Genomic DNA, 23,015 nt, shown 5'->3' on the forward strand with positions numbered 1-23,015 from the left:
TGCAGATGAAGATCGCAAGCTATAATATCAATGGCATCAATGGCCGCCTGGCCAACCTTCTGCGCTGGTTAAAGGAAGCCGACCCGGATATTGTCTGCCTGCAGGAACTGAAATGCGAGCAGCATAAGTTTCCGGAACGCCAACTGAAAGATGCCGGGTACCACGCCGTCTGGCAGGGTCAGAAAAGCTGGAACGGTGTGGCTATCCTCTCCAAAACGGAGATTAAAGAACTGCGCAACGACCTGCCTGGCGAAGATGACGAATTTACCCACAGCCGTTATATCGAAGCTTTCACCTACGGACTTGTCATCGGCTGTATTTACCTGCCCAATGGCAATCCCTGGCCCGGCCCGAAGTTTGATTACAAGCTGCGCTGGTTCCAACGATTGACCGAACACGGGCAGGACCTGGTGAACCGGGACCTGCCCGTGATTCTCATTGGTGACTACAATGTGATGCCGACGGAGTTGGATACCTATAAACCGGAAAAATACGTGAACAATGCCTTGTTTCGCCCCGAGACGCGCGCCGCTTACGCAGCCCTCGTGGATCAGGGCTGGACCGACGCCATCCGGCATTTGCACCCGACTGACCGCATCTATACGTTTTGGGATTACCTGCGCAATGCCTATGGTCGGGATGCGGGCTTGCGGCTGGACCATTTTTTGCTCAACAAAAATATCGCCGGCAAATTAAAATCAGCGGTAGTCGACAAACATGTCCGTGGCTGGGAGGGCAGCAGCGATCATGCCCCAGTTTGGATCGGACTGGCGGACAGCAAACCTAAAAAAATGATGAAGACAAAAAGTTTCCTCGATGACACGAAAGACAGCCAAACCGTTCAGGTGGATGGCTGTCCCTTAACCTTTAACCACCTGTCCAAACTGTACTGGCCGGAGGACGGGATCACCAAGCGGGACATGTTCAATTATTATGACCAGGTGGCGGAATATATGGTGCCTTACTTGAAAGACCGGCCGATGTCGCTGCACCGTTTTCCGAACGGCATCCATGGACCGGCCTTTTACCAGAAAGATGTGAAGGATAAAGCGCCCGACTGCATGAGCACCATGCCGCATACGACCAGCGACGGTGTCGAAAAAGAGTACCTGGTCGCCAAAAACAAAGCCAGTCTGCTCTGGATGGCCTCGCTCGGCTGCATCGAGATCAACCCCTGGTTCAGCCGCGTGACTTCACCGGACAATCCGGATTTCTGCGTCATCGATCTTGACCCGGACAAACAGCATTTCGATCAGGTGATCGAAGCCGCTCAAAAAGTAAGGGAGATATTGGACGCCATCGATGTGCCCTGCTATCCCAAAACATCCGGCTCGACGGGCATGCATATTTATATTCCGCTCGCGGCGAAATATACCTATGATCAAAGCCAAATGTTCGCTAAAATAATAGTAACCTTAGTGCATAAACAAATCCCCGAATACACCAGCCTGGAACGCATGGTTAAAAACCGCAACGGCAAGATGTACCTTGACTTTTTACAGAACCGGCCCGATGCGACCATCGCGGGAGTATATTCCCTTCGCCCCAAACCCGGCGCCACCGTATCCATGCCATTGACCTGGGACGAAGTGAAGCCCGGATTGACGATGCACGACTTTACCATTCATAATTCAATCGCACGTTTAAAAGAAACCGGCGACTTATTTAAAGGCGTATTAGGCGAAGGGATTGACCTGGCAGCGACCATTCAAAAGGCGCAGGGAATCTTTTAAGGCTGTTCACTAGCTATAAACATTAGGAACCGGTGCCGACTTCATATTTGCATTTTCCAATAACGGTTAAAATACAATAAAACTTGTTACTCATTGTATGACAATAGAAATTGTACCTATCACCTTGTTGACGAATTCACTGAACATTATGGTAAAAAAATTGTAGAGTAGAGGTGATTTATCTGATGCTCTCAAACGGGGATTAGCTTATCTTAGCGTTAACTTTTATGTATAAAACCGATCCGATTGCATATATTGATATTAAAAAGTGGGCGCAGGTTTTAGCAGCCATAGCGTTTTTAGCCGGCTGTTGCGGGCTCTCCGGCTGGCTTTTTAACAGCGAGTTCCTGAAAAGCTTTTTATCCGACGGAGCCAGTATGAAAGTTAACACTGCCCTGCTGCTGATCTTCGCAGCTGCTTCCTACCTGACGCTGCATACCAGCCTGAAAGCCTTGTCACCGGTATTGGCCGGTTTGGTCATCTTATTGAGCGTCGCCATATTAGCAGAACACCTATTGAATGTTGATCTCGCAATCGACCAGTTTTGGCTTAAAGACAGGGCGACAGATCGCTTGCTTGAAGCACCGGGCCGTACTTCGCTGCTTACCGCCATCAATGCCCTACTGATCGGCACAGCTTTATATTTATTATTCATCAAACAGTACTGGGTGTCGCAGTTAATGGTCGTTTGCGTTTTGGTGATCGTTTACCTGTCACTTATCGGCCACCTTTTTCATATCAGCGGCTTTTATCATTTGGGGAAATATTCCGGTGTTGCGTTCAATACCGCTATCGGACTCCTGAGTCTGGCAGGAGCGATCCTCTTTGGAACTGTTGATCAGGGCTGGGTGCAAATTGTGTATGTTCGGGCGAAACGGAATAACCGGGGGTTCCTCTATGCCGTTTATTTACTGGGCGCCTCGCCATTACTGGCGGCCATGTATCTTTTCGTCACCCGATACACCAGTCTGGATGCTCCAGCAAAAACCATCGTGCTTATTACACTGACCGGCTTGGTCTGCCTTCCATTAGCTTATTTCCTGCTCAAACTCGTCAGCCAGCTGGGGGATGAATTAAAAGAATCGGATAACAAACTAGAGATCGCATTGGAAGCGGCCAGGTTGGGTTCCTATGAGCTGGTCCTGGAAAGCGGCCTCATGTTGTGTACGGCTCAATGTACAGCCAATTTCGGCCACCGGCCGGACGCAACGTTTAATTTTGCGGATCTGATGCAATCCATCGTGCCGGCTTACCGCGAAACCGTACAAGAGTGCATTGAAAAGGCGGTAGCTGAACGGTCTACCTACAGCTGTGAATACCAGGTGGAATGGCCGGATGGCAGTCTGCATTGGATCAGCGCTTCCGGCAGAGTCATTTACGATGGAACCGGCAAAGCAGGTCGTATGGTCGGTGTGACGCTGGAGATCACACAGGAGGTAGAGTCTAAAAAATCGCTGGAGGACGCATTTTCAGAAATGCAGAGCCTGAATGAGGAACTGGCTACCGCGAACGAAGAATTAGCAGCCGGCAACGAGGAATTGACTGCGATCAATGAAGAATTGCTGGAAACTCAGCACCAATTAGAAACATCGATGGTTCAGGAACTTGCTGCGATTGAACAATTGAAAGCCAGTGAACTGTTATCAAGAGATATTGTCGCTGCTGCACCATTTCCAATCGGCGTGTACAAGGGACGTGAAATGCGCATTGTGATGGCTAATCAAGCCATGATCGACGTGTGGGGCAAAGGACAAGATATCATAGGGAGAACCTATCATGAGGTGCTTCCTGAATTGGCCGGGCAGGACATTTACTCAAAATTGGATGAAGTGTTTACAACTGGGCAGCCTTACCATGCGAGGAATCAGCGCGTAGATCTGTTTGTAAACGCCCGCATACAGCCGTTCTATTTTAATTACAGCTTCACCCCGCTAACGGATGAACACGGCCACATTTTCGGAGTGATGAATACGGCGGCCGAAATTTCAGATATCGTTTTGATTAGCGAACGCCTGGCGCAAAGTGAGCATAATCTTAAAGAGATTATCGAACAAGCCCCGGTTGCCATATGTATCCTGGAAGGCCCGCAGCATGTCATTACAGTCGCTAACCATTTGATCGTTGAATTGTGGGGCAAGCCGGAGCAGGAAGTAATGAACAAGCCGGTTTTTGAGGCGCTGCCTGACGCCCGCGGGCAAGGGTTGGAAGAAGTGATGCGTGAGGTGTATGAAACCGGCAAAACGTTTTACGCGAATGAAATGCCTGTTGCCCTGACACGTTACGGAGAACAGCAGACGGTTTTCCAAAACTTTGTTTACCAGGCGTTTTATACTGCTGACCGCCAAATCGCCGGGGTGATTGCAATCACTATCGACGTTACCGAGCAGGTAGTCTCAAGGCAAAAAATTGAAGCAAGTGAAAAAGAGTTAAAAGTGATCCAAAAGCGTTTGGAAGAAGAGCTGACCGTTAGTAGACAGCTGCAAAGCCAAAAGGACGACTTCATTGGTATGACCAGCCACGAATTGAAAACGCCGCTTACCTCGCTACAGGCCATCATCCAGGTAACGCAGTCGAAGCTCAAAAATAGTGAAGATAAATTCTTAAATGACGCGATGACTAAAGCCGTGGTCCAGGTCAAAAGAATGTCAGCCATGATCAATGGATTTTTGAACGTCTCCAGGCTGGAGTCCGGAAAGATCGCCATCGAAAAAGAAAACTTTAATATCGATCAGCTGGTGGAAGAAGTGATCTCGGAAGTTAAGCTGACGATAGCCAGCCATACCATTGAGCTGGTTCCCTGCGCGCCTCTTACCGTTTATGCGGACCGTGATAAGATCACCTCTGTGATTTCCAACCTCGTGAATAATGCGGTCAAGTATTCCCCGTTGCAGACGACCATTACCGTCACCTGCCAGGCGCGGCCCGATGACGTCCGTATCCAGATCATCGATCAGGGCATGGGCATTGAAAAGGCCGACACTGAAAAGATCTTTGACCGTTATTACCGCGTCCAAAAACCAAATATGAAATTTATCGCCGGATTCGGTATCGGACTTTATTTAAGCGCGGAGATCGTCCATAAACACGATGGCCAGATCGGCGTTGAAAGCGAGCCGGGTAAAGGCAGTACGTTTTGGTTCACCCTGCCTAACAAAAGTTGACAAATATTTAAAGCTGCGATCCCCAAATATTAATGGAGATTACCGCATGCAGCTCAATATTCTTGGCCGGTGTCAGTTGAACACAATCCGTTTCCAGTTTGATTGTTTATATTTGATGAGATTAATTGCTTCCTATGAACGACATTTTAAAACGCAACAACGTTCAGCTGATGGGCGAGGGCGAACAATACATGATCTTCGCCCACGGCTATGGCTGCGACCAACACGTGTGGAGCGATATGGTGCCGGCATTTGTCGATGACTACAAATTAGTACTTTTTGATTATGTTGGCTCCGGCGAATCTGACCTCAGCGCCTATGACGCCAAACGCTATTCCTCTTTAAATGGTTATGCGCAGGATTTGATTGAGATCTGCGATGCCCTACAGATCAGGAATGCGATCCTTGTCGGCCACTCGGTGAGCAGCATGATCGGCGTCCTGGCGGCCAACCAACGTCCCGAGTTTTTTAGTAAACTGATTTTTCTAGGCCCTTCCCCGTGCTACCTGAATAAAGGCGATTATCACGGCGGCTTTGAACAAGCCGATCTTGACGGGCTTTTTGAAATGATGGATAATAATTATCTCGGCTGGGCACAGGCGCTGGCGCCGCAGATTATGGCTAACGGGGACCGGCCTGAACTGGGTGAGACACTCACCACCAGTTTCTGCGCGACCGACCCGGTCATTGCCCAGCAATTTGCGCGCGTGACCTTCCTCTCCGACAATCGTGAGGACCTGGCCAAACTGAAGTTACCCAGCCTGACCTTACAGTGTTCCTCGGATATTATCGCACCGCTGGAAGTTGGCAAATACATTCATAATGTATTGCCTGATAACCGGCTGGTCGTTCTGAAAGCCACAGGGCACTGCTCCCACATGAGCGCGCCTGCGGAAACGATCGCAGCCATCAGGAATTTTATTTAAGACAGCGCGGATTGAAGAATGTAAACGAAGATATTGCTCATTTGCTCGTAGACGCCGAAGCGCTTTATGAGGATGCGCCCTGCGGTTACTGCTCATTCCGACCCGACGGTACCATTATCAAAATCAACCGGACCTTACTGACCTGGCTCGGCTATGCGGCTGGAGATGTTGTTGGACAGCTTAGAATCACCGACCTGTTTTCCAAAGGCGGCCGGATCTACTATGAGATGTTTTATTACCCACTGGTCCAAATGACCGGTGTGGTTAAAGAGATCAGCTTCGAGATTTTTCGTAAAGATGGCACGTCTTTTCCGGGCCTGCTGAATGCCAATGTCATCCGTGATCAGGCGCAGCAGATCGTCGCTATTAACTGCGTGCTGATCGACATCACCGACCGCAAAAAATACGAATCAGAACTGCTTAATGCGAAGAAGTTCGCGGAACTGGCGAAAGACCAGTTCGAATTCGTTTCGGACTATATCCCTGAAATGATCTGGACCGCCACTCCGGCCGGTGAGATTAATTATGTGAATAAGCGCTTCGCCGATTACCTGGGCATCGAACCGCTGAATAACAGCATCCCTGTTTTATCAGCTTGCATCCATCCCGATGACCGCCTGCAGAGTTTGCGCGGCTGGGTCCGCGGCATTCGTGCCGGCAAACCTTTCCAGATCCAGTTGCGGCTCAAAGATGCTTCCGGGATTTATAAATGGCACCTGCTGAAAAGTGTACCATATCCGCAGACCGGCGCTATCGTCAAATGGCTCGGCTCCTGCCTGGATATACATGCCCATGTGATGGAAGTGGAACAAAAAGACGAGTTTATCAGCGTGGCCAGTCATGAACTGCGTACACCTGTTACCGGGTTAAAACTATCCTTACAATTGTTGAGCCGGATGAACAGCGGCGGCGAAAAACAAACCCAGTTGCTTGACCAGGCATCCCGAAATGTGCGCAAGATCGCCGGCTTGATCGATGACCTACTCAACGTAGACCGCCTCAAAACGGGCCAGCTACCGCTCAACCGCACTCTTTTTCAAATAAGCGACTTGCTTCGTAATTGCTGTACGGTTATACAAACCGAAAATGAACAGCGTCTAGAAGTGTCCGGTGATACCAACGCCGAAGTGTTCGCCGACGAGAACCGTATGGAACAAGTCGTGGTCAATCTGATTAGTAATGCCATTAAATATGCGCCCGGCAGCAAAAAGATCATCCTGCAGGCAATTACCATTGAAGGAATGGTGGAAGTTTCAGTAACTGACCAGGGCCCGGGCATCGCCAAAGAAAAGGTAGCCCATCTTTTTGAGCGCTATTATCGCGCAGACCACAGTGGCGTCAAATATTCCGGCCTTGGCTTGGGCTTATATATCAGTTCCGAGATCGTCAAAAAGCATGGCGGCATGATTGGTGTGCAGAGCGAACCAGGCATTGGCTCGCGCTTTTGGTTTACGATCCCGGCACCTTTGAAGCCTGACGACACCAAATAAACCCAGCAGGAAGCCAACCCGGAACACGCTGGTGTTCAGCGAACGTGCTATCGCCGGGAAAGCGGCAGGTACATATTGATAGAAAACATGCTCAGCGAAATCAGCATGACAACCCCAGCAGGATGAAGCCAATTAGCGATGCCAGTTCTGTTAGGCACCTTTTTTCGCATTCAAACTGCTCATCAACTGATCATACAGATCGTCGCTCTTCGCTGCTTTGGGTTTCAGTTTCTTGATCGTCGGCCGTTTTCCCTTCGCTTTCTGCTCAATAATGTTCATCAGCTCGGTGTGGTATTCGTCCTTGTACTTCGATAAATCAAGCGGCTCGGCATACTGATCGATCAGCGCCAAACCCATTTTCAGTTCCTTATCGCTCACTTTAATATCATCGTCGAGTTTCAGCTCGTCCTGATCACGGATCTGCTGCGCAAAACGGATGCGGGTCACGACGATATCTTTTTCCACCGGATGAACGATACACAGGCTTTCCGTGCTGCGCAATACAAAGCGAGCCAACCCGGCTTTACCGGATTTCTTCAGCGCCTCCAGTAATAAAGCATAAGCCTTATTCTTCTTGGTGGCCGGTTCTGTGTAGTAGGAATTCTCATAATACATCGGGTTTACGGAGTCGAGGTCCACAAAACTTTCGATCTCGATGACCTTACTTTTCTCCGGCGCAGCTGCTTCAAAGTCCGCATCCTCGATGATCACGTAATCATCGTCATATTTATAGCCCTTGACGATTTTATCATAAGGTACTTCTTTCTTCGTGTTTTCATTCACCCGCTGGAATTTGATATGCGCGTGGTCGCGGCTGTCCAGCATATCCAGGTCCAGGCGCGTTTCCTGTACCGCCGAGAATAATTTAATGGGGATGCTTACCAGGCCAAAGCCGATCGAACCGGTCCAGATACTTCTCATAGCTTTAATTTTCTAACGTTATCATTCATACCATGCGGGTGGTGCGCCTCGATCTTGTCCGCCAGCAAATGCAGTACCTCCTCATCAACATTTCCAGGATTCTGGCAGATATGCAGAAAATCATGATTATCAGGCTCAAAGCTGGCCACAAAACTGCCGTTCTCAAATACCCGGAACTTGCATTTCGTATCATCATGGTGCGCGTATTCGCCAACCTCGAAATGGTGCACCTCCTTATCCTTGCTGATCGTGATCGCGTAATTTTCCATATACTTACAACTATTTGAAAACCTTATTGTTTACAGGATATCACATGACTTTTTAAAACACTTGGCGTGCGCTGCCGTTATAAAATGAGTGGAAAAAGTGAATTGCGTTTGTCACCATCTAAATTTTTGGCTATGATCACGAAGAAAGAATTATTAGAAGGGCTGGAACTACTTTATACAGGAAAAGCTTTCGTTGGCTTTCAGGAAGAAAACCCTTTTGTTACGTTTTTAAGGTTCGATAAAAAAAATTGGTCGAAGATCTGGGTAAAATACGGCGGCCGCGCGATTGTTACCAAACTGAAAGACGTCAGGCTAAAATCCGAAGGCAATCTGGCCGTCTGACAAGTAACCGCATCACCGGTTATGCAAACCTTACCGATAAAAATTATTCTTTAAAAAGGAGGAACTATGCCCTGGTATAACGGCGACTATCCGCCATCGTATAAGAACCAACCCAAATACCTGCGCGACAAAGCGGTTGAGATCGCTAATGAGGTATTAAAGACCACCCATAACGAAGGGGAAGCCATCGCGACCGGCCTGAAACAGGCGCGTGTGCATTTTGAGCACCACCCGGACGAAGTGCCTGAGGATCAGAAAGAATGAGTGACCTGAAACGTTTTTTAAATGCCCAGCAGCGTGATTATGCCACGGCGCTTTCCGAAATCAAATCGGGCCGCAAACGCAGTCATTGGATGTGGTATATTTTTCCGCAGATCGCAGGCCTGGGCTATAGTGATATGGCCAAAAGATTTGCCATCGCCGATTTGTCTGAGGCGACAGAATACCTGGCGCACCCGGTGCTTGGCAAACGATTAAAGGAAATTGCTGCCGCCTTATTAGAATTGGACAGCCATAATGCAACCCAGGTGATGGGCAGCCCTGATGATCTGAAACTACGTTCAAGCATGACGCTATTTGCGCTGGTCGAGGGTACAGATTCTGTTTTCACGGCAGTGCTGAAAAAGTTCTTTGACGGCCATAAAGATCCGGCGACCCTGCAGCTGGTGCGTTAAAGTGGCATACGTAACCTTACCCAAATAATTCCTGGCCTTCGGTATAATAAGTTTTTCGTGAGGCGATCTCAGCTACGAGGATCGCTTCGCCTTTTGGCGTCACCTTGTGTTTGGGCAGGTGGACCTTTAGAAAATCCCGTTCCTTTTCCGTGATGGTATCCGGGAAGTGTTTGCGGATATGAGCTTCCGCTTCCGTTAGCACATCTTTGATAGCTTTCGTCAGTATCCTGATTTTTGGCTCAGGGATCTTGTCGGCAATTGAAAACGGCGATAATTTCGCTGCATAGAGTATCTCGTCTACATAAGCATTACCGATCCCCTGAACGACCTTTCCCTCCTGCAATACGGTTTTAATAGGCTTCATCTTCTTTTTCAGCGCCTGACCCAGGTAGCCGGCGGGCAAATGCATCGCGTCGGGTACTTTGGAGACTTCCGGATCCAGCGATAAGATCACCGCTTTTTGCCAGTCGGTAATGGCCAGCCCGGTACCCCCGGAGAACATCAGCTCAGCGATCGTAAACTTATTCTCGTTTTTCTTTTCGTACCAGTGCATCGACCCGTAGAGCATCAATTGGAGACTTAATACGTGGTTATTCGCAAATTCAAAATACAATTGCTTGCCGACCCGGCTGATTGCCAGCAGGACCTGTTCTTCCAGTGCTGTTTTAAAGTCAGCCTCCGGGGTTTTCAGCCTGCGCGGAACAAGTATGCTGATATTCGTCAGGGTTTTGCCAACCAGCCGCTCAGCGAGGTTAGTGCAGAATATATTCAGATCAGGTATTTCAGGCATGTGTATTGTTATTATTGATAATGACTTTCTATTCTTAAACCGATCTCCGCGATCGTTTCCTCGGGCAGGATGACGCCGGAGGACTGCATCCAGTCCCAGTCGTCATTATGCGCGATCGACGCCATCCATTACCGTTGAAAAGGGCTTCATATTCGTTATCATTCATCACCGCTTCACAATAAATCAATTGGTGACCATACGCTAATCCGAACCCGATCACGGGGTGTTGCATCTTATTTACCATTACAAATAAAACATTTTAAATAAGGTTTTGTGCTAAAGGACTTTCTTAATCGTTTATTTTTACAAAATGGAATTTGGGCACATTCAGGAGCGTTTACCGTTTATCGACTTTAGACTTCCGCCCGATAACCTGCTTTTTTAAATTTGCTATGACCGATCCGATCAATTTACAGATCAAGCGTACTGATGGAACCTGGGATATCATCGAAGCTGCACCTTTGCTGATTGAAGAAGGTCATGAATTGACTCCCACGGGTACCTATCAGCTTTACCGGGGTTTTCCGGAATTTGACAGCAATTTATTTGACGCTGATGCACTTCGCGAACGCTACATGGAAAACATTGAGCTGATGGGCGAGGATAATCCCGGTTACCTTGGTGAATTGCACTTCAGCGGTATCGGTTATTTTGAGTGGAAATACGAAGGCGACCGATTACAGGAGAACGAGGTTTGGCAAATCGTTGACTGCATCCAGGATTACGCTGCCGGAAAGATGCAGCCTATGGCCAACGGCATTATCCTGCCTAAGCCTGAGCAATCGGAGGATGAGTCGCTATATTTCAAATACGGCAAGGATCAGGTGGTCAGCCATATCCGGCTGGAAGAAATGGAAGGTCATTTTATTGTGCTGATTAATGGCAAACCGACCGCACAGATCGAACTCATGGAAGAAGACTGGGAGATCACCGGCGGCGATATTTATGACCGCGATTTGCTGGAAGAGATCCTGCGCCGTATCAAAGCCAACACTTAATTCAGATCACGACCCGAAACGTCAGGTTGACGCGAGGCGTCATCGGTTTCGCAGATTTAGCGATGCGGTGCTCAAAAGCTTCCTGCAAGCCGGCTTTCATCAAACAAAACGAACCATGTTCCAACCTGACCGAATACTTTTCATGATGGTCACTTTTGCGCCGGATATCAAAACTGCGCACTTGCCCGAAGCTTACCGAGGCGATGACGGGGCGTTTGCCCAGGATGCTCTCTTTATCACTGTGCCAGGCTACTGAATCATTGCCGTCCCGGTAATAATTCAGCAATACGCTGTTGAAATGCATACCGGCCAGCGGTTCCACTCTGGCCTTGATGGCCAGTAATTCCGGTGTCCAGGGCGTAGGGTTGCTGATCCGCCCCGGATGCGAGTAGTCGGTGCCCAGATCACCATACCAGGCAGTCAGACGTGGGGTCAATACTTCTTTATCGTACATTTTTTGAACGGTTTGCTTCCAGGGTGCTTCGGCGATAAATTTTTGAAGAAAATAGTCGCCCTCTTCCTGGCTCAATAAGCCCGGGAAATATTCCAGAAAATCTGTCGGCAACCCTTTACTTTGCCCCGCCTCTGCGAAAAAACTTAACTGCTCCATCCTATAATCTCCTGATCAATTCGTCCATCTCTTTATGATGACCGGTGATAAAACCGGCTACATCTTCCTGCTCGTCCACACTCAGCGTTATGCCATCATAGATCCAGTGATCGTTTGCGTCTACCAGGATACGTCCGATCGGACGCCCTTCCATTGCATCATAAAGCAGGTAACCTTCCCCTTTATCCGGCAAAACGCGAACCCACCTTTCCGTGCTTGTCTGGGCTGTTTTTAGCCGTTCTTCAAACAACTTGCTTCTCATAAAAACAAATGTGAAGAAAAAATTGTAAAAAAGAGTAAGAAAATGCTAAAAATATTAGCATAACTTTATAGTCCCAAATTTGATTGACATGGTACCATTTAATTTACAACTCGAAATAGGCGGTAGACTGACGACACTTTCTGCTGAACAGCTTGATCAGTTGGCGGATGAAACAGGCTTCATGCGCTATCAGGTCCGATCATTTAACCATAACGGCGTGATTCATGTCAATATCGAAGATGAACCACTACCGCCGGAAGAAGCTGTTGGCTTTAACCTGGACGAGACGTTTGCACTGGACGACGTCAAGAAGATCGCCCAGGCGATCCGGGAATATAACAGTAGCCGCAAACTGAATTTTGATCAGATGCATTTTGACTTTTAACCCTATGACCATGAGCGCTACCAAACAAGAACTGATCGATAAACTGCGCCGGGACCTTTTAGGCTGGGAAGGCTTCCGGCCTTTACCACCGGAAGAACGGCAGTCCTTTGGGTTGGGGCCAATTGAAAATGCCTTTCCTAATCAGATGTTCCCAACCGGTGCGTTGCATGAGTTTATCAGCACCCGACCGGAGTTTACCGCGGCTATTGGGGGATTTATCGCTGGCATCATGCAGACCTTGCTGGAAAAAGGCGGTGTATGCGTTTGGGTCAGTTATACTCGCCGGATCTACCCGCCTGCGCTCAAACGCTTTGGCGTAGATCCCGACCGGATCATCTTTATTGATGTTGTCCGCGAAAAGGATGTGCTTTGGGTTACCGAAGAAGCTTTGAAATGCTCCGGTATCGCCGCCGTGATCTGTGAAACCCGCTTGCTCAGCTTATTGGAATCGCGACGGCTGCAACTGGCCATTGAGCAAAGCCAGGTAACAGGCTTTATCCTGCGCAAGGATGTCAGACAGCTAAATAACACCGCCTGCACCGCGCGCTGGACCGTGAAGCCGCTCCGGAGTAAACCGCGCCCGGGCATGCCGGGCGTTGGACATCCGCGCTGGCAGGTGGAACTGCTGAAAGTCAGGAATGGACAGCCGGGTTCCTGGACGTTGGAATGGAAAAATAATGCTTTTCTCCATCCGCAAAAAGACCAAGTTCAACAACCAGATATCAACCGTCGCTATGCCTAAGCGCTTTGTATCCATATGGTTTAGATATTTACTGACCGACCGGGAGGCCATTCGCCTGAAGTCGCTCCGGGAATTGCCTGTGGCTTTTACCGAACAGGATCATGGGCGTATGCTGGTCATGGCTATGAACGGGCATGCCGAAAATTGCGGTGTTAAGCCAGGCATGGCGGCCGCCGATGCACGCGTCATCGCGCCGGGTATCCAACTTTTTGAATGTAAAGCCGGTCGAAACATCAAACTCCTGACAGGCTTGGCGGAATGGTGCCTGCGTTATACCCCGCTGGTCATGGTTGATCCGCCCGACGGCTTGCTTTTGGATGTGACCGGCTGTACTCACCTGAAAGGCGGCGAGACCGAATTCCTGAAGGATATCGTTAACCGTTTGCGTGCTTTAGGCTATACCATCCGTCCCGGTATGGCCGATACCATCGGTTGCGCCTGGGCAGTGGCCCGCTGTGCAGAAAGTGGCCTCCTTGTTCCACCCGGCGGCCAGCGTAACGCGCTGATGCCCCTGCCGCCCGCCGCACTGCGGCTCGGGGTGGAGCTCGTCATCAAGCTCCGCGAACTCGGTTTTTACCAGGTCGGCAGTTTCATCCACCTGCCGAAATCGGTGCTCAAACGTCGCTTCGGCGGCAATATGGTGCTGCGGCTTTACCAAGCGCTGGGCCAGGAAGCGGAGTTTCTGCTCCCCTTAAAAGAACCGGTACCCTACAGTGAAAGGGTTTCGCTGCTGGAACCGATACGCACCCGCGAAGTCATCGAAACGACGGTGTATGCGTTGATTGACCAACTATGCAAGCGTTTGTATGCGGAAGGCCTGGGCCTGCGTAGCGCCATCCTGACCTACCTGCGGATCGATGGCAAATCGGGACAGTTGACGATCGGGACGAACCATCCCAGTCAACGGACCGATCATATTTTTAAATTGTTTGCGCTGCAATTTGACCAGGTGGCACCCGGACTTGGGATCGAAGCATTTATTTTAGACGCCGCTAAAACAGAACCGGCCAGCGATAAGCAAAACCTGCTTTGGAACGGCAAACCAACTGCGGATAGTGAAGAGATCGCTGAATTACTGGATAATGTGGGTGCCCGGGTTGGTAAAGACCATATCCACCGTTACCTCCCGCAGGAGCACCATTGGCCTGAACGGGCTGCCGGCAACACGACCGATCTGACGCAAACACCCGAAAGCGCCTGGCCGGAAGACAGGATCCGTCCCGTCCAATTACTCGAGCCGCCTGAGCCCATAGAGGCGATGGCATTGACACCTGATTACGCGCCCCGGCAATTTGTTTACCGGCATGAGCGGCATATTATTGTTACTGCTGACGGACCGGAACGCATCAGCCATGAATGGTGGCTCGAAGACGGCGGTTACCGCGACTATTATGTGGCGGAAGATGAAGAAGGCATGCGCTACTGGTTGTTCGGCACGCCGAACGATCTCCCGGGCCAGACCCGGCGCTGGTTCATACACGGTTATTTCCCATGAGTTACGCAGAGCTGCAGGTCACGAGCAATTTCAGCTTCCGGCTCGGCGGCAGCCATCCGGAGGAACTCGTCGATCAGGCGGCTGATCTCGGCTATACCGCTATCGCCATCACGGACCGCAATACGTTCGCCGGTGTGGTGCGCGCTTACGTGGTCGCCAAAGACCGTGGTATCAAATTTATCCCCGCTGTTCGGCTCGATTTGCTGGATGGCCCAAGCCTGCTGGCCTATCCCACCAACCAGACCGCTTATTCCCGCCTCTCCGGTCTGCTCACTTTAGGCAACCTCCGGGCTGAAAAAGAAAAATGCTATCTCTATAAGGAGGATCTTTACGAGTACAGCGAAGGGAGCATCTTTGTGATCATCCCGCCCCAAAGCATCACCGCCGATTTCGAGCTGCCCAAAAAATTTAAAAAAGAAGCCGCCGAATACCGGCAAAATATCAGGAACCTTTATCTCGCGGCCAGCCGGACGTTTACCGATGGCGACGCCAAACGGCTGTTCCTGCTCTCCGAACTGGGCATCCCACTGGTCGCTACCAATGATGTACATTATCACGATCCCTCACGGCGGGAGCTTCAGGATGTCTTGACCTGCGTCAGGCACAAGCGGACTATCTTCAACGCCGGGTTCCTGCTGCATCAGAATGCAGAGCGTTACCTGAAAGAAGCCAAAGAAATGGAACGGCTGTTTCATGCTTACCCGCAAGCCATCGCCAACACGGAAAAGATCGCAGCGGCCTGCAACTTCGATCTGAAGAGTTTGCAGTACGAATACCCGGATGAGCTCGTGCCGGATGGGATGACCGCCGATGAATACCTGGCCGAAATAACGTTCAAAGGAGCGCATGAATTCTTTGGGGAAAAGCTGGCGCCCAAATTGGAAAAGCAGCTTCATTTTGAGTTGGATTTTGTCAAAAGGCGCGGCCATGCCAAATATTTCCTAACGGTTCATGATTACGTGGCCTGGGCGCGTTCGCAAAAAATCCTTTGTCAGGGCCGCGGCTCGGCGGCTAACTCTGCGATGTGTTATTGTTTAGGAATTACCCCGGTGAATCCGATGAAGTACCGGCTGCTCTTTTCACGTTTTATGTCCGATGACCGCCCGGAACCACCTGATATCGATGTGGACTTTGAGCACGAGCGCCGGGAAGAGGTGATGCAGTATGTGTTCAACCGCTTCGGTCGTGACCGCGCCGCGATCCTGCCGACCGTCACTGTGCTGCAAAGCAAGGGTGCCATCCAGGATGTTGGCCGCGCGATGGGCCTGCAGGTCGATACTGTTAAAAAGTTATCGAAGGCGTTCGGAGAGCTCGCGGAGGATCACATCGACGAAGAAACGATCATCAAGTTGGGGCTGAATCCCAAAGAAAGGCACCTGCGCAAGGTCATCCAATTGACCAGCGAGCTGATCGGCTTCCCGCGCCAACTCGGGCAGCACACGGGCGGCTTCGTGATTACGCAAGGTAAACTGAGCGACCTGTGCCCGGTCTTTCGTGCGCGGATGATCAACCGTACCAATATCGAATGGAATAAGGATGATATCGATGCGCTGGGCTTTATGAAGGTGGACCTGCTTTCACTGGGTATGCTCACTGCGATCCGTAAGGCTTTTGACCTCGCCAAAAAGCATCACGGGCTCGACCTGACGCTGGCCAACATTCCGCAGGATGATCCTAAGGTATTTGAGATGGTCACTGCCGCTGACACGGCCGGCACTTTCCAGGTCGAAAGCCGCGCGCAAATGGTCATGGCCCCGCAATTGCGGCCGAAGAACTTCTACGACCTGGCGATCCAGGTTGCGCTTGTAAGGCCCGGCCCGATACAGGGCGACATGGTGCACCCCTACATTCGGCGCAGACAGGGACTCGAAGCCGTTACTTATGAATCCGATGAGATCAAAGCCATACTGGAACGCACACTTGGCATCCCGTTGTTTCAGGAACAGGCGATGGAACTGGCCATCGTCGCGGCGGGTTTTACGCCGACCGAGGCCGACCTCCTGCGTAGAAGTATGGCGACCTTCAAATTCAACGGACTGGTGACCAAGTTCGAGCATAAGCTCATCAATGGCATGACCTCCAGGGGCTACAGCCTGGAATTTGCGCAGCGTATCTTCAAACAGCTTGAAGGATTCGGCAGTTATGGTTTCCCGGAAAGTCATGCCATTAGTTTTGCGCATTTAGTGTACGTTTCCTGCTGGATCAAATGCTATTACCCCGATGTATTTGCCGCTGCCATTCTCAACAGCCAGCCTATGGGTTTTTACCAACCCGCCCAGTTGGTCAGTGATGCTTATAAGCATGGCGTATCGCTGCGCCATATCGACATCAACCATTCGCAATGGGACTATACACTGGAAGAAACCAAGGGCAAGTTCTGCGCGATGCGGCTCGGCTTCCGGCAGGTCAAAGGATTGCGGGAAGAAGATACTCACTTCCTGACCGCAGCCAGAACAAAGGCATTTACCCGCATGGAACAGCTCGCCGAAGCCGGCGTCTCGCAGGCGGGCATCGTCCTGCTGGCCAAAGCCGATGCCTTCCGCTCAATCGGTTTGGACCGCCGGCAGGCTTTATGGGAAGCCGAAGCCCTAAAAGACCGGCCTATCGGTTTGTTCGCGGGACAGGCTTCCAACAGCGCCTTCGAGCCACAATTGCAGCTGCCCTTCATGCAGCTTTCCGAGCACGTGCTGCAGGATTATGCCACGACCGGCCTGTCCATCAAAGCGCACCCGCTGAGCTTCCTGCGGCCGCAACTGCAAAAATTGAAAGCATTAACCACAAAACAAGTTAAAGCTGTACCGAACGGCACCTATGTACGGCTGGCCGGTATTATGCTGTTCTGCCAGCGACCGGGAACCGCCAAAGGGGTGTGCTTTATTACGCTGGAAGATGAAGAAGATACCTGTAACCTGGTGGTCTTTAAACAAAACTTTAAGAAATTTACGAAGGAAATTTTGTATTCGGACGTGCTCTGCGTCGAAGGCCGCGTGCAGCAGGAAGGCGGCAGTACCCACCTGATCGTCACCAAATGTTATGATTATTCGCGGCTGATCGGCCAGCTGACCCTTGATAAAGCAGCCGAAGCGCGCCAGCTTAAAAACTCTACGGCTGCCAAAAAGATCGACCCTTATGCGGATGCTTATTTCGAGCATACGCTGAGCGCCGAGGACCTGCAAAGGCCATTCCCGAAAAGCCGGAATTTCAGATAGATCGGTTAGCTTAAAACAGCGTTAGATTTCCTGGCCGTCCGGCCAGCACGGTTTCTTCATTTAGCGCCGCCTGCTGACCGACAGGTTGGGTCTCAAACGGTGCCACAGGCCAGTGATCAAATTCCAATTCCTCGCGGTACAAATAGGTCGTATCGATCGGGGCCAACTCCTGGAACTCGCGCGGTGTCGCTTCTTTTGCGGTCCGGTAATCCGGGTCGATCGTGCAAAACTCCAGCAGGCGTGACGGTATCTGCGTCCTGGCAATAGTGCTCAAACGTTCCTTGTCCGGTTTTTCCAGCAACCATTCATAAGCCAGGTCTTCCGTTAAGATCGTCGGCATGCGCAGTTTAGAATTGTGGATCTGGCTCATCAGGGCGTTTGCTGAAGTAATACCGATAGCCACGGTGTTGACGAACTGGCTCGTTTCGGGATCCAGCCATTCATTGTACAAGCCGGGCATAAAGAAATATTCCTGGCCTTTTACCGTAATATAGTAGGGATATTTGATGGTTTCTTTGAGTTGCTGGCCCTTTTTACCGATTTTCGGTACATGGCGGCTTTCCACGATGCCCGTAGATAGCACGAGGCATCGACGGTTCTTGGCGGCCGATGCCCACATCGATGGCTTGCCGTCTTCTTTCACAAAAAGGTTTTCAGATTTGAAATTCAGGGTCGTGTACTTGGCCCGGAAGATATTGGCCTCCGCACGCGTTTTCACAAAGCCGGGCACATAGCCCCATTCCGCCTGGACAATATCAAAGTCTTTACCATCTTCAGATGGGACAAGAATAGCGCAGGGCGCGTAATTAAAACCGTTATGCACGCCCACATTGAGAAAAGTATATTTACTGACCGCCTTCTCCAGGCTTTTCAGTCGAATAAACTCGGTGCGGCTAACTTTTTGTCCGTTGTAGTAACACATGCTGGGTTCCTCCTGTAATCACGAATATACGCAGCAATAATCTTACCAGCAAATTCCGCTTCTTCCTGACGTCCTTCAGGAACCGAAGTCCAGAACTTTTCCCCGCCCTCGGCCTCGGCGATGGTTATATTGAGCGGACGGCGTTCTCCGTCCCCAAAAACGATATGAAAAAGACGGGCCGATTTGATTGTATGATCGAAGACCTGCGCCAGATGGCCGTAAAGTTCGACATCAAATACTTTTGGATCCTCCATTATTCAAATATACTAACATATTTAGTAATTGAAAAAGGTTAATTAAAAATTTGTTGCGGATCGAAACCGATTTTCGCCACTAATTCGGGATAAGTGATCATCCGCTCTTTAAGTTTATTTTTCTTTTCTGTTGGATCATTAGGCATCCAGTAGGTTACGAAAACCTGATTACCGGACTGCTGATCATGGTAAGCGATGACTTTGTAATAATGGGAAGGAACCGTAACGGTCAAACCGTTCTTGGTATAGGTTTGCAGTTTCCCATAGGTGCCGCACCAGATCTTTACGCTATCAGTTACGGCGTCGCCTTTGTAACCGGTGAGTTTTCGGCAGAGTTCTTCAGTAGCGATCTCGGTGCCAACATTCTGTCCCTGAAATTCCATTCCGGCATTGAAAGTATAGGTGTCTGAAAGGATAGCACCATCAACGCACCAGGCCAATAAGATCCAGGCCTGGCAATGGCCTTTGGCAATCATTTCCGGCGAATTGGGTTTAGCGATAATACGGTTGGCTTCGCGATAAACCGGTGTTTCATCAGGTTGACCGAAGGCCGGGTGCCAGCCCGCGTAAATTCCGGTGCGGGGAACATCCGCGCTTTCCTGTTCCAGCCGGTGGGCTTTGGTATAGACGTAATAAGTGATTAGCGGGGTATGTTGCTGCGTATCTGCGATGGACTTGTAATAAGGGTTGACCCATAGTTTACAGGCGGGGCACAGGTCAGACTTTTGAGTAGGATATTTTAGATAGAGTGCTTTGACATAAGCGGCATTGGGAGCCTGTGCACTTAAAGAGAAAGGAAATACGGAGAATAAAAAAATAAAAATCTTCTTCATGACAGGGTTTGAAGCCGCTAAGATAAGCAATAGAAAAGCCCGGACAATCGCTGCCGGGCCTTTCAACCTAAACCTTATCACAGTTGGCAAGACGCCAACGTCAATAGAACTGCAATATAGCTGAAATATTATTTGTTTGGATTGCGGTATTGCAGCCGCATGTGGCTTTGGAACAACCGTTCACGGCTTTCACGCTCGGCTGCTTTTTTTGAGCGGCGAACATAACCCCATACAAACAAACCCCAGATACCGAAGGCAACCGCAAAGGCCGGAAACGGATTTTTAAGGTTCAACGCGGCCATAAAAGCGCCGGTGGAGATGAAACAGGTGATGATGAAATAGATCGTCGTTTTCATAAAATTCAATACTTAAAAATACTAAAAAGGTTAGTTATCTGCAAGGATTTTCTTAACTTATTTCAACAATATGGTTACGTAATCTGGCCTGCTGCACCAGTTCGCGCAGGCTGTCCATCAGGTCAGAATTGGGGATGCCGCGAAGGCTAACGGACCGGCTGGTTTGATCGGTACTGATCAGTTGCACATTCATCAGGCGGAACAATTGCATCCAGAACGGCTGAGTGATGCTGTAATCCTTGATGCGGAAAAGCTCCAGGTTATCTGCTTGTTTAAAAAAAATGCCAGAGCTGATCTGAAGTACCTCGGCGGAAATGTGGTAACGGATAAAAAGAATTTGCAGGTAATGATACCAGGCGATGAGCAGGCAGCCTACCGCAGGGATGCAAAGAACCGGCCACTTGTAATAAGCCAGCGCGAGGAAACCGCAGCTGAGTAAGATCAGGGGTATTACACAGACCAGGGCATAAAGCGGCGATGGCCGCAGCGAATACAAATAATTCATAGAAAACAGATTAAAGGTTGGGAATAAAAGGGCCAGCTTTGAGCTGGTCAAGAAAAGTTATAGCAGTCTTTGATTTAGCAGTTCGCAGTCCGAAACGAAAACCGCAGGCTCTCTCAAAACGGCTCAGTGTGAACTGTTCGGCGTTAAACCGATAGTCTTTCATCCGGAAGCGGATGCGCAGGCTATTTTCGGGTTCAGTAAAAACAGCCACAGGTACGCCTTTGATACCTGCGGCCATTTTCAGATCGGCGATATGTCCGAGCGGGCTGTTTTCAAAAACCAGTGTACAGGACTTTCCTTTGGCATTTTGCCTGATCCAATAGAGTTGCTGCATGTTTAAACGGGCTCCGGTAGCCACGCATACGCAGTTATTCCTAATATGATTGGGATGTAAGGTAAGGTAAGCGATGGCTTCAATTGCGGAACCCGTAACAATAAGCTCGCGGCTTAGAAACGGATCACCGGCTGTCCAGAAATGCGCAGAGGCAGGCACCTTGTGATAGGCCATGCCGTAATGCTCAAAACTATCCCGGTAATTAAAAAGCAGGTTGCCACCGGTATCCGTTTGCCAGTAAGGGCTAAAAAAATCCTGTACCGCAAGCGGTACACCCAGCCGGATCAGATACGGGTGCATTACCTGCCCGGCCGGCGATACTGCTGATCCTGTTTAGCGGCTTTCCCCTGGTCAGGGATCAGTTGGTTATCTTTCATGTCCAGTACGGCCTGGTCATAGCCGCGGCTGAAACTTGCCGCTTCCTTTTCGTCACGCTTCTTGTTAAGCAGTGCATTCAGCCCTTTATACAATAGGTAGGATAAGCCTCCATCAATCACAATGGAAGCAACCAGCGCCAGCTTATTGGAGGTCAGCCCTTGCTTATCCGTGCCGGAATATTGGAATACAGTTCCATCTGCCAGTTTTACCTCTTTACCCTTTTTATAACGCTCGCGCTGTTCCAGCGACAGAAATTCGTTATTAACCATATCCGGTACCAGGATCTTTTCACTATCGGTTATGATAAACTCCTTGGTTTCGGGATCATATTCGATCAGCACATCCTGCCGGTGGCCTTCCTTGTCGGTGATCACTTTTTCAATGTTCACCGCGGTGCCGTTCTGTAATTTCTCGGCCTCCACATCGGTGAGGTAGTCGGGATAGGTGGCTTCTTTATAGATGGGATGCAAAAGCATATCCATATTACCCTGAGCATTGCGCTTAAAAGAAAGCTTGGCATCGATCACCGGGATATGCATGCCATCGCCCGTTAGGTTCTCCAGGCGGAGCATACCGGTTCGGCGGCCAGCAAGCAGGGCCTGTAAGTCTTCTTCCTGTAGAGAAATGCGGCCGTTTTGGGCCAGCCCGATCTTTTGCAGTTCTGCCAGCGGCAGTTCCTGCACTTCAAATTGTTGCTGTTTCATAAGGGTGTTTAGCGTTTACGTTGGTAAGTGGACTTTTCTTCGGGAAGTGCCATTGCGGCGATGGCCTCGGCGGGTTCCTGGTGCCGTTCCTGAGCTTGCGGCTGCTGACGCTCGGTTGTTCTGCCCAGCGGGTTGTTCTTCGCTTCGATCAGCGAAGTGTATAAGCCATCCTTCGGACTAAGTTTAAAACGGTTGCCGTTGGAAAGATCCTGCATCTGCGCGACCCGTCCTTTTAGAATAGCTTCCACTTTGTATTCCGTGTTTTTATAGGGAATCTGGTCGCCTTTATTCAGAACAGCTACGGCAGGCTTTTCGGTTACCTCGTGTTTTAAATCCCTTTTTTGCTCCAGGTCGAGCATATAATCCACGATCTTCTGTGCATCGGCCGCAGCTTTGTGCAGTTCAAAAGGTTCCTCTTTTAGTATCTTCACCCAGCTTTCGACGTAGGCGGCATGCTGGCCAAAGTCATGGCCGATATTCAGCTCGCTCCCCATCATGAGGGAACTGATCTCGGCCCGCAATTCTTCCCGCGCATAGGCCTCGCTCCCAAACTTGCTTTCCATCGGACGATTCAGCCGGTCCTTGTGCCCGGTCCAGTGACCTTTATGCCGATATCGGCATAAGGGGCATAATGCCGCGTGAATGATTATGCCGAATGAGACCAGCATAGATGTGCTAAGGTCGTTTTTTAAGTATATACATGCGGCATAATTTTGAAATGA

25 protein-coding genes are annotated in these 23,015 nt (G+C 49.9%); 12 read left to right on the forward strand and 13 right to left on the reverse strand.

Annotation, left to right across the window (positions count from 1 at the left end):
* Window positions 1-5: 5 nt before the first annotated feature.
* The 4 genes from ligD (at window position 6) to BLS59_RS13970 (ending at window position 7,310) form a co-directional block, all read left to right on the forward strand.
* Window positions 6-1,733 carry a non-homologous end-joining DNA ligase gene (gene ligD, locus BLS59_RS13955; RefSeq protein ID WP_091149884.1) on the forward strand — a complete coding sequence of 576 codons (1,728 nt, stop codon included), beginning with the start codon at window positions 6-8 and terminating at the stop codon, window positions 1,731-1,733.
* 227 nt (window positions 1,734-1,960) lie between these two features.
* On the forward strand, window positions 1,961-4,894 hold the full coding sequence (locus BLS59_RS13960; RefSeq protein ID WP_091149885.1) for an ATP-binding protein: 2,934 nt from the start codon (window positions 1,961-1,963) through the stop codon (window positions 4,892-4,894).
* A 134-nt stretch (window positions 4,895-5,028) separates the two neighbouring features.
* Window positions 5,029-5,820: an alpha/beta fold hydrolase gene (locus BLS59_RS13965; protein WP_091149886.1), complete on the forward strand. Its 792-nt coding sequence runs from the start codon at window positions 5,029-5,031 to the stop codon at window positions 5,818-5,820.
* Window positions 5,821-5,831: 11 nt separating this feature from the next.
* Window positions 5,832-7,310 (forward strand): sensor histidine kinase, encoded by a 1,479-nt coding sequence (locus tag BLS59_RS13970; RefSeq protein ID WP_091149887.1) that lies wholly within the window; start codon window positions 5,832-5,834, stop codon window positions 7,308-7,310.
* A gap of 150 nt (window positions 7,311-7,460) precedes the next feature.
* Here BLS59_RS13970 and ku read toward each other — a convergent pair whose 3' ends face one another.
* Window positions 7,461-8,231 carry a non-homologous end joining protein Ku gene (gene ku / locus BLS59_RS13975; protein WP_091149888.1) on the reverse strand — a complete coding sequence of 257 codons (771 nt, stop codon included), beginning with the start codon at window positions 8,229-8,231 and terminating at the stop codon, window positions 7,461-7,463.
* The gene (locus tag BLS59_RS13980) at window positions 8,228-8,500 is read right to left on the reverse strand and encodes a hypothetical protein (protein ID WP_091149889.1); all 273 of its coding nucleotides are present in this window, start codon (window positions 8,498-8,500) and stop codon (window positions 8,228-8,230) included. The genes ku and BLS59_RS13980 overlap by 4 nt, the downstream gene beginning before the upstream one ends.
* A gap of 132 nt (window positions 8,501-8,632) precedes the next feature.
* Here BLS59_RS13980 and BLS59_RS13985 point away from each other — a divergent pair, with 132 nt between their 5' ends.
* The 3 genes from BLS59_RS13985 to BLS59_RS13995 all read left to right on the forward strand — a co-directional run bounded on the left by BLS59_RS13985 (window position 8,633) and on the right by BLS59_RS13995 (window position 9,516).
* Window positions 8,633-8,842 (forward strand): hypothetical protein, encoded by a 210-nt coding sequence (locus BLS59_RS13985; protein ID WP_143014129.1) that lies wholly within the window; start codon window positions 8,633-8,635, stop codon window positions 8,840-8,842.
* A 66-nt stretch (window positions 8,843-8,908) separates the two neighbouring features.
* Window positions 8,909-9,106, forward strand: a complete 198-nt coding sequence (locus BLS59_RS13990; RefSeq protein WP_091149891.1) for a DUF2188 domain-containing protein — start codon at window positions 8,909-8,911, stop codon at window positions 9,104-9,106.
* On the forward strand, window positions 9,103-9,516 hold the full coding sequence (locus tag BLS59_RS13995; RefSeq protein WP_091149892.1) for a DUF1810 domain-containing protein: 414 nt from the start codon (window positions 9,103-9,105) through the stop codon (window positions 9,514-9,516). The genes BLS59_RS13990 and BLS59_RS13995 overlap by 4 nt, the downstream gene beginning before the upstream one ends.
* A gap of 16 nt (window positions 9,517-9,532) precedes the next feature.
* On the opposite strand, the gene BLS59_RS14000 is transcribed toward BLS59_RS13995, so the two are convergent.
* Window positions 9,533-10,306 carry a DNA-formamidopyrimidine glycosylase family protein gene (locus BLS59_RS14000; RefSeq protein ID WP_091149893.1) on the reverse strand — a complete coding sequence of 258 codons (774 nt, stop codon included), beginning with the start codon at window positions 10,304-10,306 and terminating at the stop codon, window positions 9,533-9,535.
* Between the two features lie 392 nt (window positions 10,307-10,698).
* On the opposite strand from BLS59_RS14000, the gene BLS59_RS14005 reads away from it, so the two are divergent.
* Window positions 10,699-11,304 carry a hypothetical protein gene (locus tag BLS59_RS14005; RefSeq protein ID WP_091149894.1) on the forward strand — a complete coding sequence of 202 codons (606 nt, stop codon included), beginning with the start codon at window positions 10,699-10,701 and terminating at the stop codon, window positions 11,302-11,304.
* A gap of 1 nt (window position 11,305) precedes the next feature.
* On the opposite strand, the gene BLS59_RS14010 is transcribed toward BLS59_RS14005, so the two are convergent.
* Together BLS59_RS14010 and BLS59_RS14015 are read right to left on the reverse strand one after the other, a co-directional pair.
* Entirely contained in the window at window positions 11,306-11,914 is a 609-nt protein-coding gene (locus tag BLS59_RS14010; protein ID WP_091149895.1) for an alpha-ketoglutarate-dependent dioxygenase AlkB family protein, read from the reverse strand.
* Window position 11,915: 1 nt separating this feature from the next.
* Entirely contained in the window at window positions 11,916-12,176 is a 261-nt protein-coding gene (locus tag BLS59_RS14015; protein ID WP_091149896.1) for a hypothetical protein, read from the reverse strand.
* Window positions 12,177-12,264: 88 nt separating this feature from the next.
* Between BLS59_RS14015 and BLS59_RS14020 the strand changes: the two genes are divergently transcribed.
* From BLS59_RS14020 to BLS59_RS14035, 4 genes are read left to right on the forward strand one after another with little or no spacing between them, the layout of a single operon-like run.
* Window positions 12,265-12,561, forward strand: a complete 297-nt coding sequence (locus BLS59_RS14020; RefSeq protein WP_091149897.1) for a hypothetical protein — start codon at window positions 12,265-12,267, stop codon at window positions 12,559-12,561.
* A gap of 10 nt (window positions 12,562-12,571) precedes the next feature.
* Window positions 12,572-13,303: an ImuA family protein gene (locus BLS59_RS14025; RefSeq protein WP_091149898.1), complete on the forward strand. Its 732-nt coding sequence runs from the start codon at window positions 12,572-12,574 to the stop codon at window positions 13,301-13,303.
* A complete protein-coding gene (locus BLS59_RS14030) occupies window positions 13,239-14,798 on the forward strand; it encodes a Y-family DNA polymerase (RefSeq protein ID WP_240315235.1) in 1,560 nt (519 codons plus the stop codon). The genes BLS59_RS14025 and BLS59_RS14030 overlap by 65 nt, the downstream gene beginning before the upstream one ends.
* Complete coding sequence (locus BLS59_RS14035; RefSeq protein WP_091149900.1) at window positions 14,795-18,007, forward strand: error-prone DNA polymerase; 3,213 nt, start codon at window positions 14,795-14,797, stop codon at window positions 18,005-18,007. Before BLS59_RS14030 ends, BLS59_RS14035 begins: the two co-directional genes overlap by 4 nt.
* A 10-nt stretch (window positions 18,008-18,017) precedes the next feature.
* On the opposite strand, the gene BLS59_RS14040 is transcribed toward BLS59_RS14035, so the two are convergent.
* From BLS59_RS14040 to BLS59_RS31620, 8 genes are all read right to left on the reverse strand, one after another.
* Entirely contained in the window at window positions 18,018-18,929 is a 912-nt protein-coding gene (locus tag BLS59_RS14040) for an SOS response-associated peptidase (RefSeq protein ID WP_091149901.1), read from the reverse strand.
* Entirely contained in the window at window positions 18,878-19,183 is a 306-nt protein-coding gene (locus BLS59_RS14045; protein ID WP_091149902.1) for a hypothetical protein, read from the reverse strand. The genes BLS59_RS14040 and BLS59_RS14045 overlap by 52 nt, the downstream gene beginning before the upstream one ends.
* Window positions 19,184-19,221: 38 nt before the next feature.
* On the reverse strand, window positions 19,222-20,016 hold the full coding sequence (locus BLS59_RS14050) for a DNA/RNA non-specific endonuclease (protein ID WP_091149903.1): 795 nt from the start codon (window positions 20,014-20,016) through the stop codon (window positions 19,222-19,224).
* A 128-nt stretch (window positions 20,017-20,144) separates the two neighbouring features.
* A complete protein-coding gene (locus tag BLS59_RS14055; RefSeq protein ID WP_091149904.1) occupies window positions 20,145-20,372 on the reverse strand; it encodes a hypothetical protein in 228 nt (75 codons plus the stop codon).
* 52 nt (window positions 20,373-20,424) lie between these two features.
* Window positions 20,425-20,877: a PH domain-containing protein gene (locus BLS59_RS14060; protein ID WP_091149905.1), complete on the reverse strand. Its 453-nt coding sequence runs from the start codon at window positions 20,875-20,877 to the stop codon at window positions 20,425-20,427.
* A gap of 10 nt (window positions 20,878-20,887) precedes the next feature.
* Window positions 20,888-21,511, reverse strand: coding sequence for a hypothetical protein (locus tag BLS59_RS14065; RefSeq protein WP_091149906.1), 624 nt, complete (start codon window positions 21,509-21,511; stop codon window positions 20,888-20,890).
* Window positions 21,511-22,293 (reverse strand): DUF4099 domain-containing protein, encoded by a 783-nt coding sequence (locus BLS59_RS14070; RefSeq protein ID WP_091149907.1) that lies wholly within the window; start codon window positions 22,291-22,293, stop codon window positions 21,511-21,513. Before BLS59_RS14070 ends, BLS59_RS14065 begins: the two co-directional genes overlap by 1 nt.
* 8 nt (window positions 22,294-22,301) lie before the next feature.
* Window positions 22,302-23,015, reverse strand: a 714-nt coding sequence (locus BLS59_RS31620) for a zincin-like metallopeptidase domain-containing protein (RefSeq protein ID WP_240315236.1), incomplete at its 5' end; no start/stop codon positions are given.

The organism is Mucilaginibacter pineti (assembly GCF_900101875.1).
Lineage (GTDB): Bacteria > Bacteroidota > Bacteroidia > Sphingobacteriales > Sphingobacteriaceae > Mucilaginibacter > Mucilaginibacter pineti.

Excerpts from the sequence above, each read along its gene's own strand:
- ligD (WP_091149884.1), top strand. The coding sequence starts at position 6 with ATGAAGATCGCAAGCTATAATATCAATGGCATCAATGGCCGCCTGGCC.
- BLS59_RS13960 (WP_091149885.1), top strand. The coding sequence starts at position 1,961 with ATGTATAAAACCGATCCGATTGCATATATTGATATTAAAAAGTGGGCG.
- BLS59_RS13965 (WP_091149886.1), top strand. The coding sequence starts at position 5,029 with ATGAACGACATTTTAAAACGCAACAACGTTCAGCTGATGGGCGAGGGC.
- ku (WP_091149888.1), bottom strand. The coding sequence starts at position 8,231 with ATGAGAAGTATCTGGACCGGTTCGATCGGCTTTGGCCTGGTAAGCATC.
- BLS59_RS13980 (WP_091149889.1), bottom strand. The coding sequence starts at position 8,500 with ATGGAAAATTACGCGATCACGATCAGCAAGGATAAGGAGGTGCACCAT.
- BLS59_RS13985 (WP_143014129.1), top strand. The coding sequence starts at position 8,633 with ATGATCACGAAGAAAGAATTATTAGAAGGGCTGGAACTACTTTATACA.
- BLS59_RS13990 (WP_091149891.1), top strand. The coding sequence starts at position 8,909 with ATGCCCTGGTATAACGGCGACTATCCGCCATCGTATAAGAACCAACCC.
- BLS59_RS13995 (WP_091149892.1), top strand. The coding sequence starts at position 9,103 with ATGAGTGACCTGAAACGTTTTTTAAATGCCCAGCAGCGTGATTATGCC.
- BLS59_RS14000 (WP_091149893.1), bottom strand. The coding sequence starts at position 10,306 with ATGCCTGAAATACCTGATCTGAATATATTCTGCACTAACCTCGCTGAG.
- BLS59_RS14005 (WP_091149894.1), top strand. The coding sequence starts at position 10,699 with ATGACCGATCCGATCAATTTACAGATCAAGCGTACTGATGGAACCTGG.
- BLS59_RS14010 (WP_091149895.1), bottom strand. The coding sequence starts at position 11,914 with ATGGAGCAGTTAAGTTTTTTCGCAGAGGCGGGGCAAAGTAAAGGGTTG.
- BLS59_RS14015 (WP_091149896.1), bottom strand. The coding sequence starts at position 12,176 with ATGAGAAGCAAGTTGTTTGAAGAACGGCTAAAAACAGCCCAGACAAGC.
- BLS59_RS14020 (WP_091149897.1), top strand. The coding sequence starts at position 12,265 with ATGGTACCATTTAATTTACAACTCGAAATAGGCGGTAGACTGACGACA.
- BLS59_RS14025 (WP_091149898.1), top strand. The coding sequence starts at position 12,572 with ATGAGCGCTACCAAACAAGAACTGATCGATAAACTGCGCCGGGACCTT.
- BLS59_RS14030 (WP_240315235.1), top strand. The coding sequence starts at position 13,239 with ATGCTTTTCTCCATCCGCAAAAAGACCAAGTTCAACAACCAGATATCA.
- BLS59_RS14035 (WP_091149900.1), top strand. The coding sequence starts at position 14,795 with ATGAGTTACGCAGAGCTGCAGGTCACGAGCAATTTCAGCTTCCGGCTC.
- BLS59_RS14040 (WP_091149901.1), bottom strand. The coding sequence starts at position 18,929 with ATGTGTTACTACAACGGACAAAAAGTTAGCCGCACCGAGTTTATTCGA.
- BLS59_RS14045 (WP_091149902.1), bottom strand. The coding sequence starts at position 19,183 with ATGGAGGATCCAAAAGTATTTGATGTCGAACTTTACGGCCATCTGGCG.
- BLS59_RS14050 (WP_091149903.1), bottom strand. The coding sequence starts at position 20,016 with ATGAAGAAGATTTTTATTTTTTTATTCTCCGTATTTCCTTTCTCTTTA.
- BLS59_RS14055 (WP_091149904.1), bottom strand. The coding sequence starts at position 20,372 with ATGAAAACGACGATCTATTTCATCATCACCTGTTTCATCTCCACCGGC.
- BLS59_RS14060 (WP_091149905.1), bottom strand. The coding sequence starts at position 20,877 with ATGAATTATTTGTATTCGCTGCGGCCATCGCCGCTTTATGCCCTGGTC.
- BLS59_RS14065 (WP_091149906.1), bottom strand. The coding sequence starts at position 21,511 with ATGCACCCGTATCTGATCCGGCTGGGTGTACCGCTTGCGGTACAGGAT.
- BLS59_RS14070 (WP_091149907.1), bottom strand. The coding sequence starts at position 22,293 with ATGAAACAGCAACAATTTGAAGTGCAGGAACTGCCGCTGGCAGAACTG.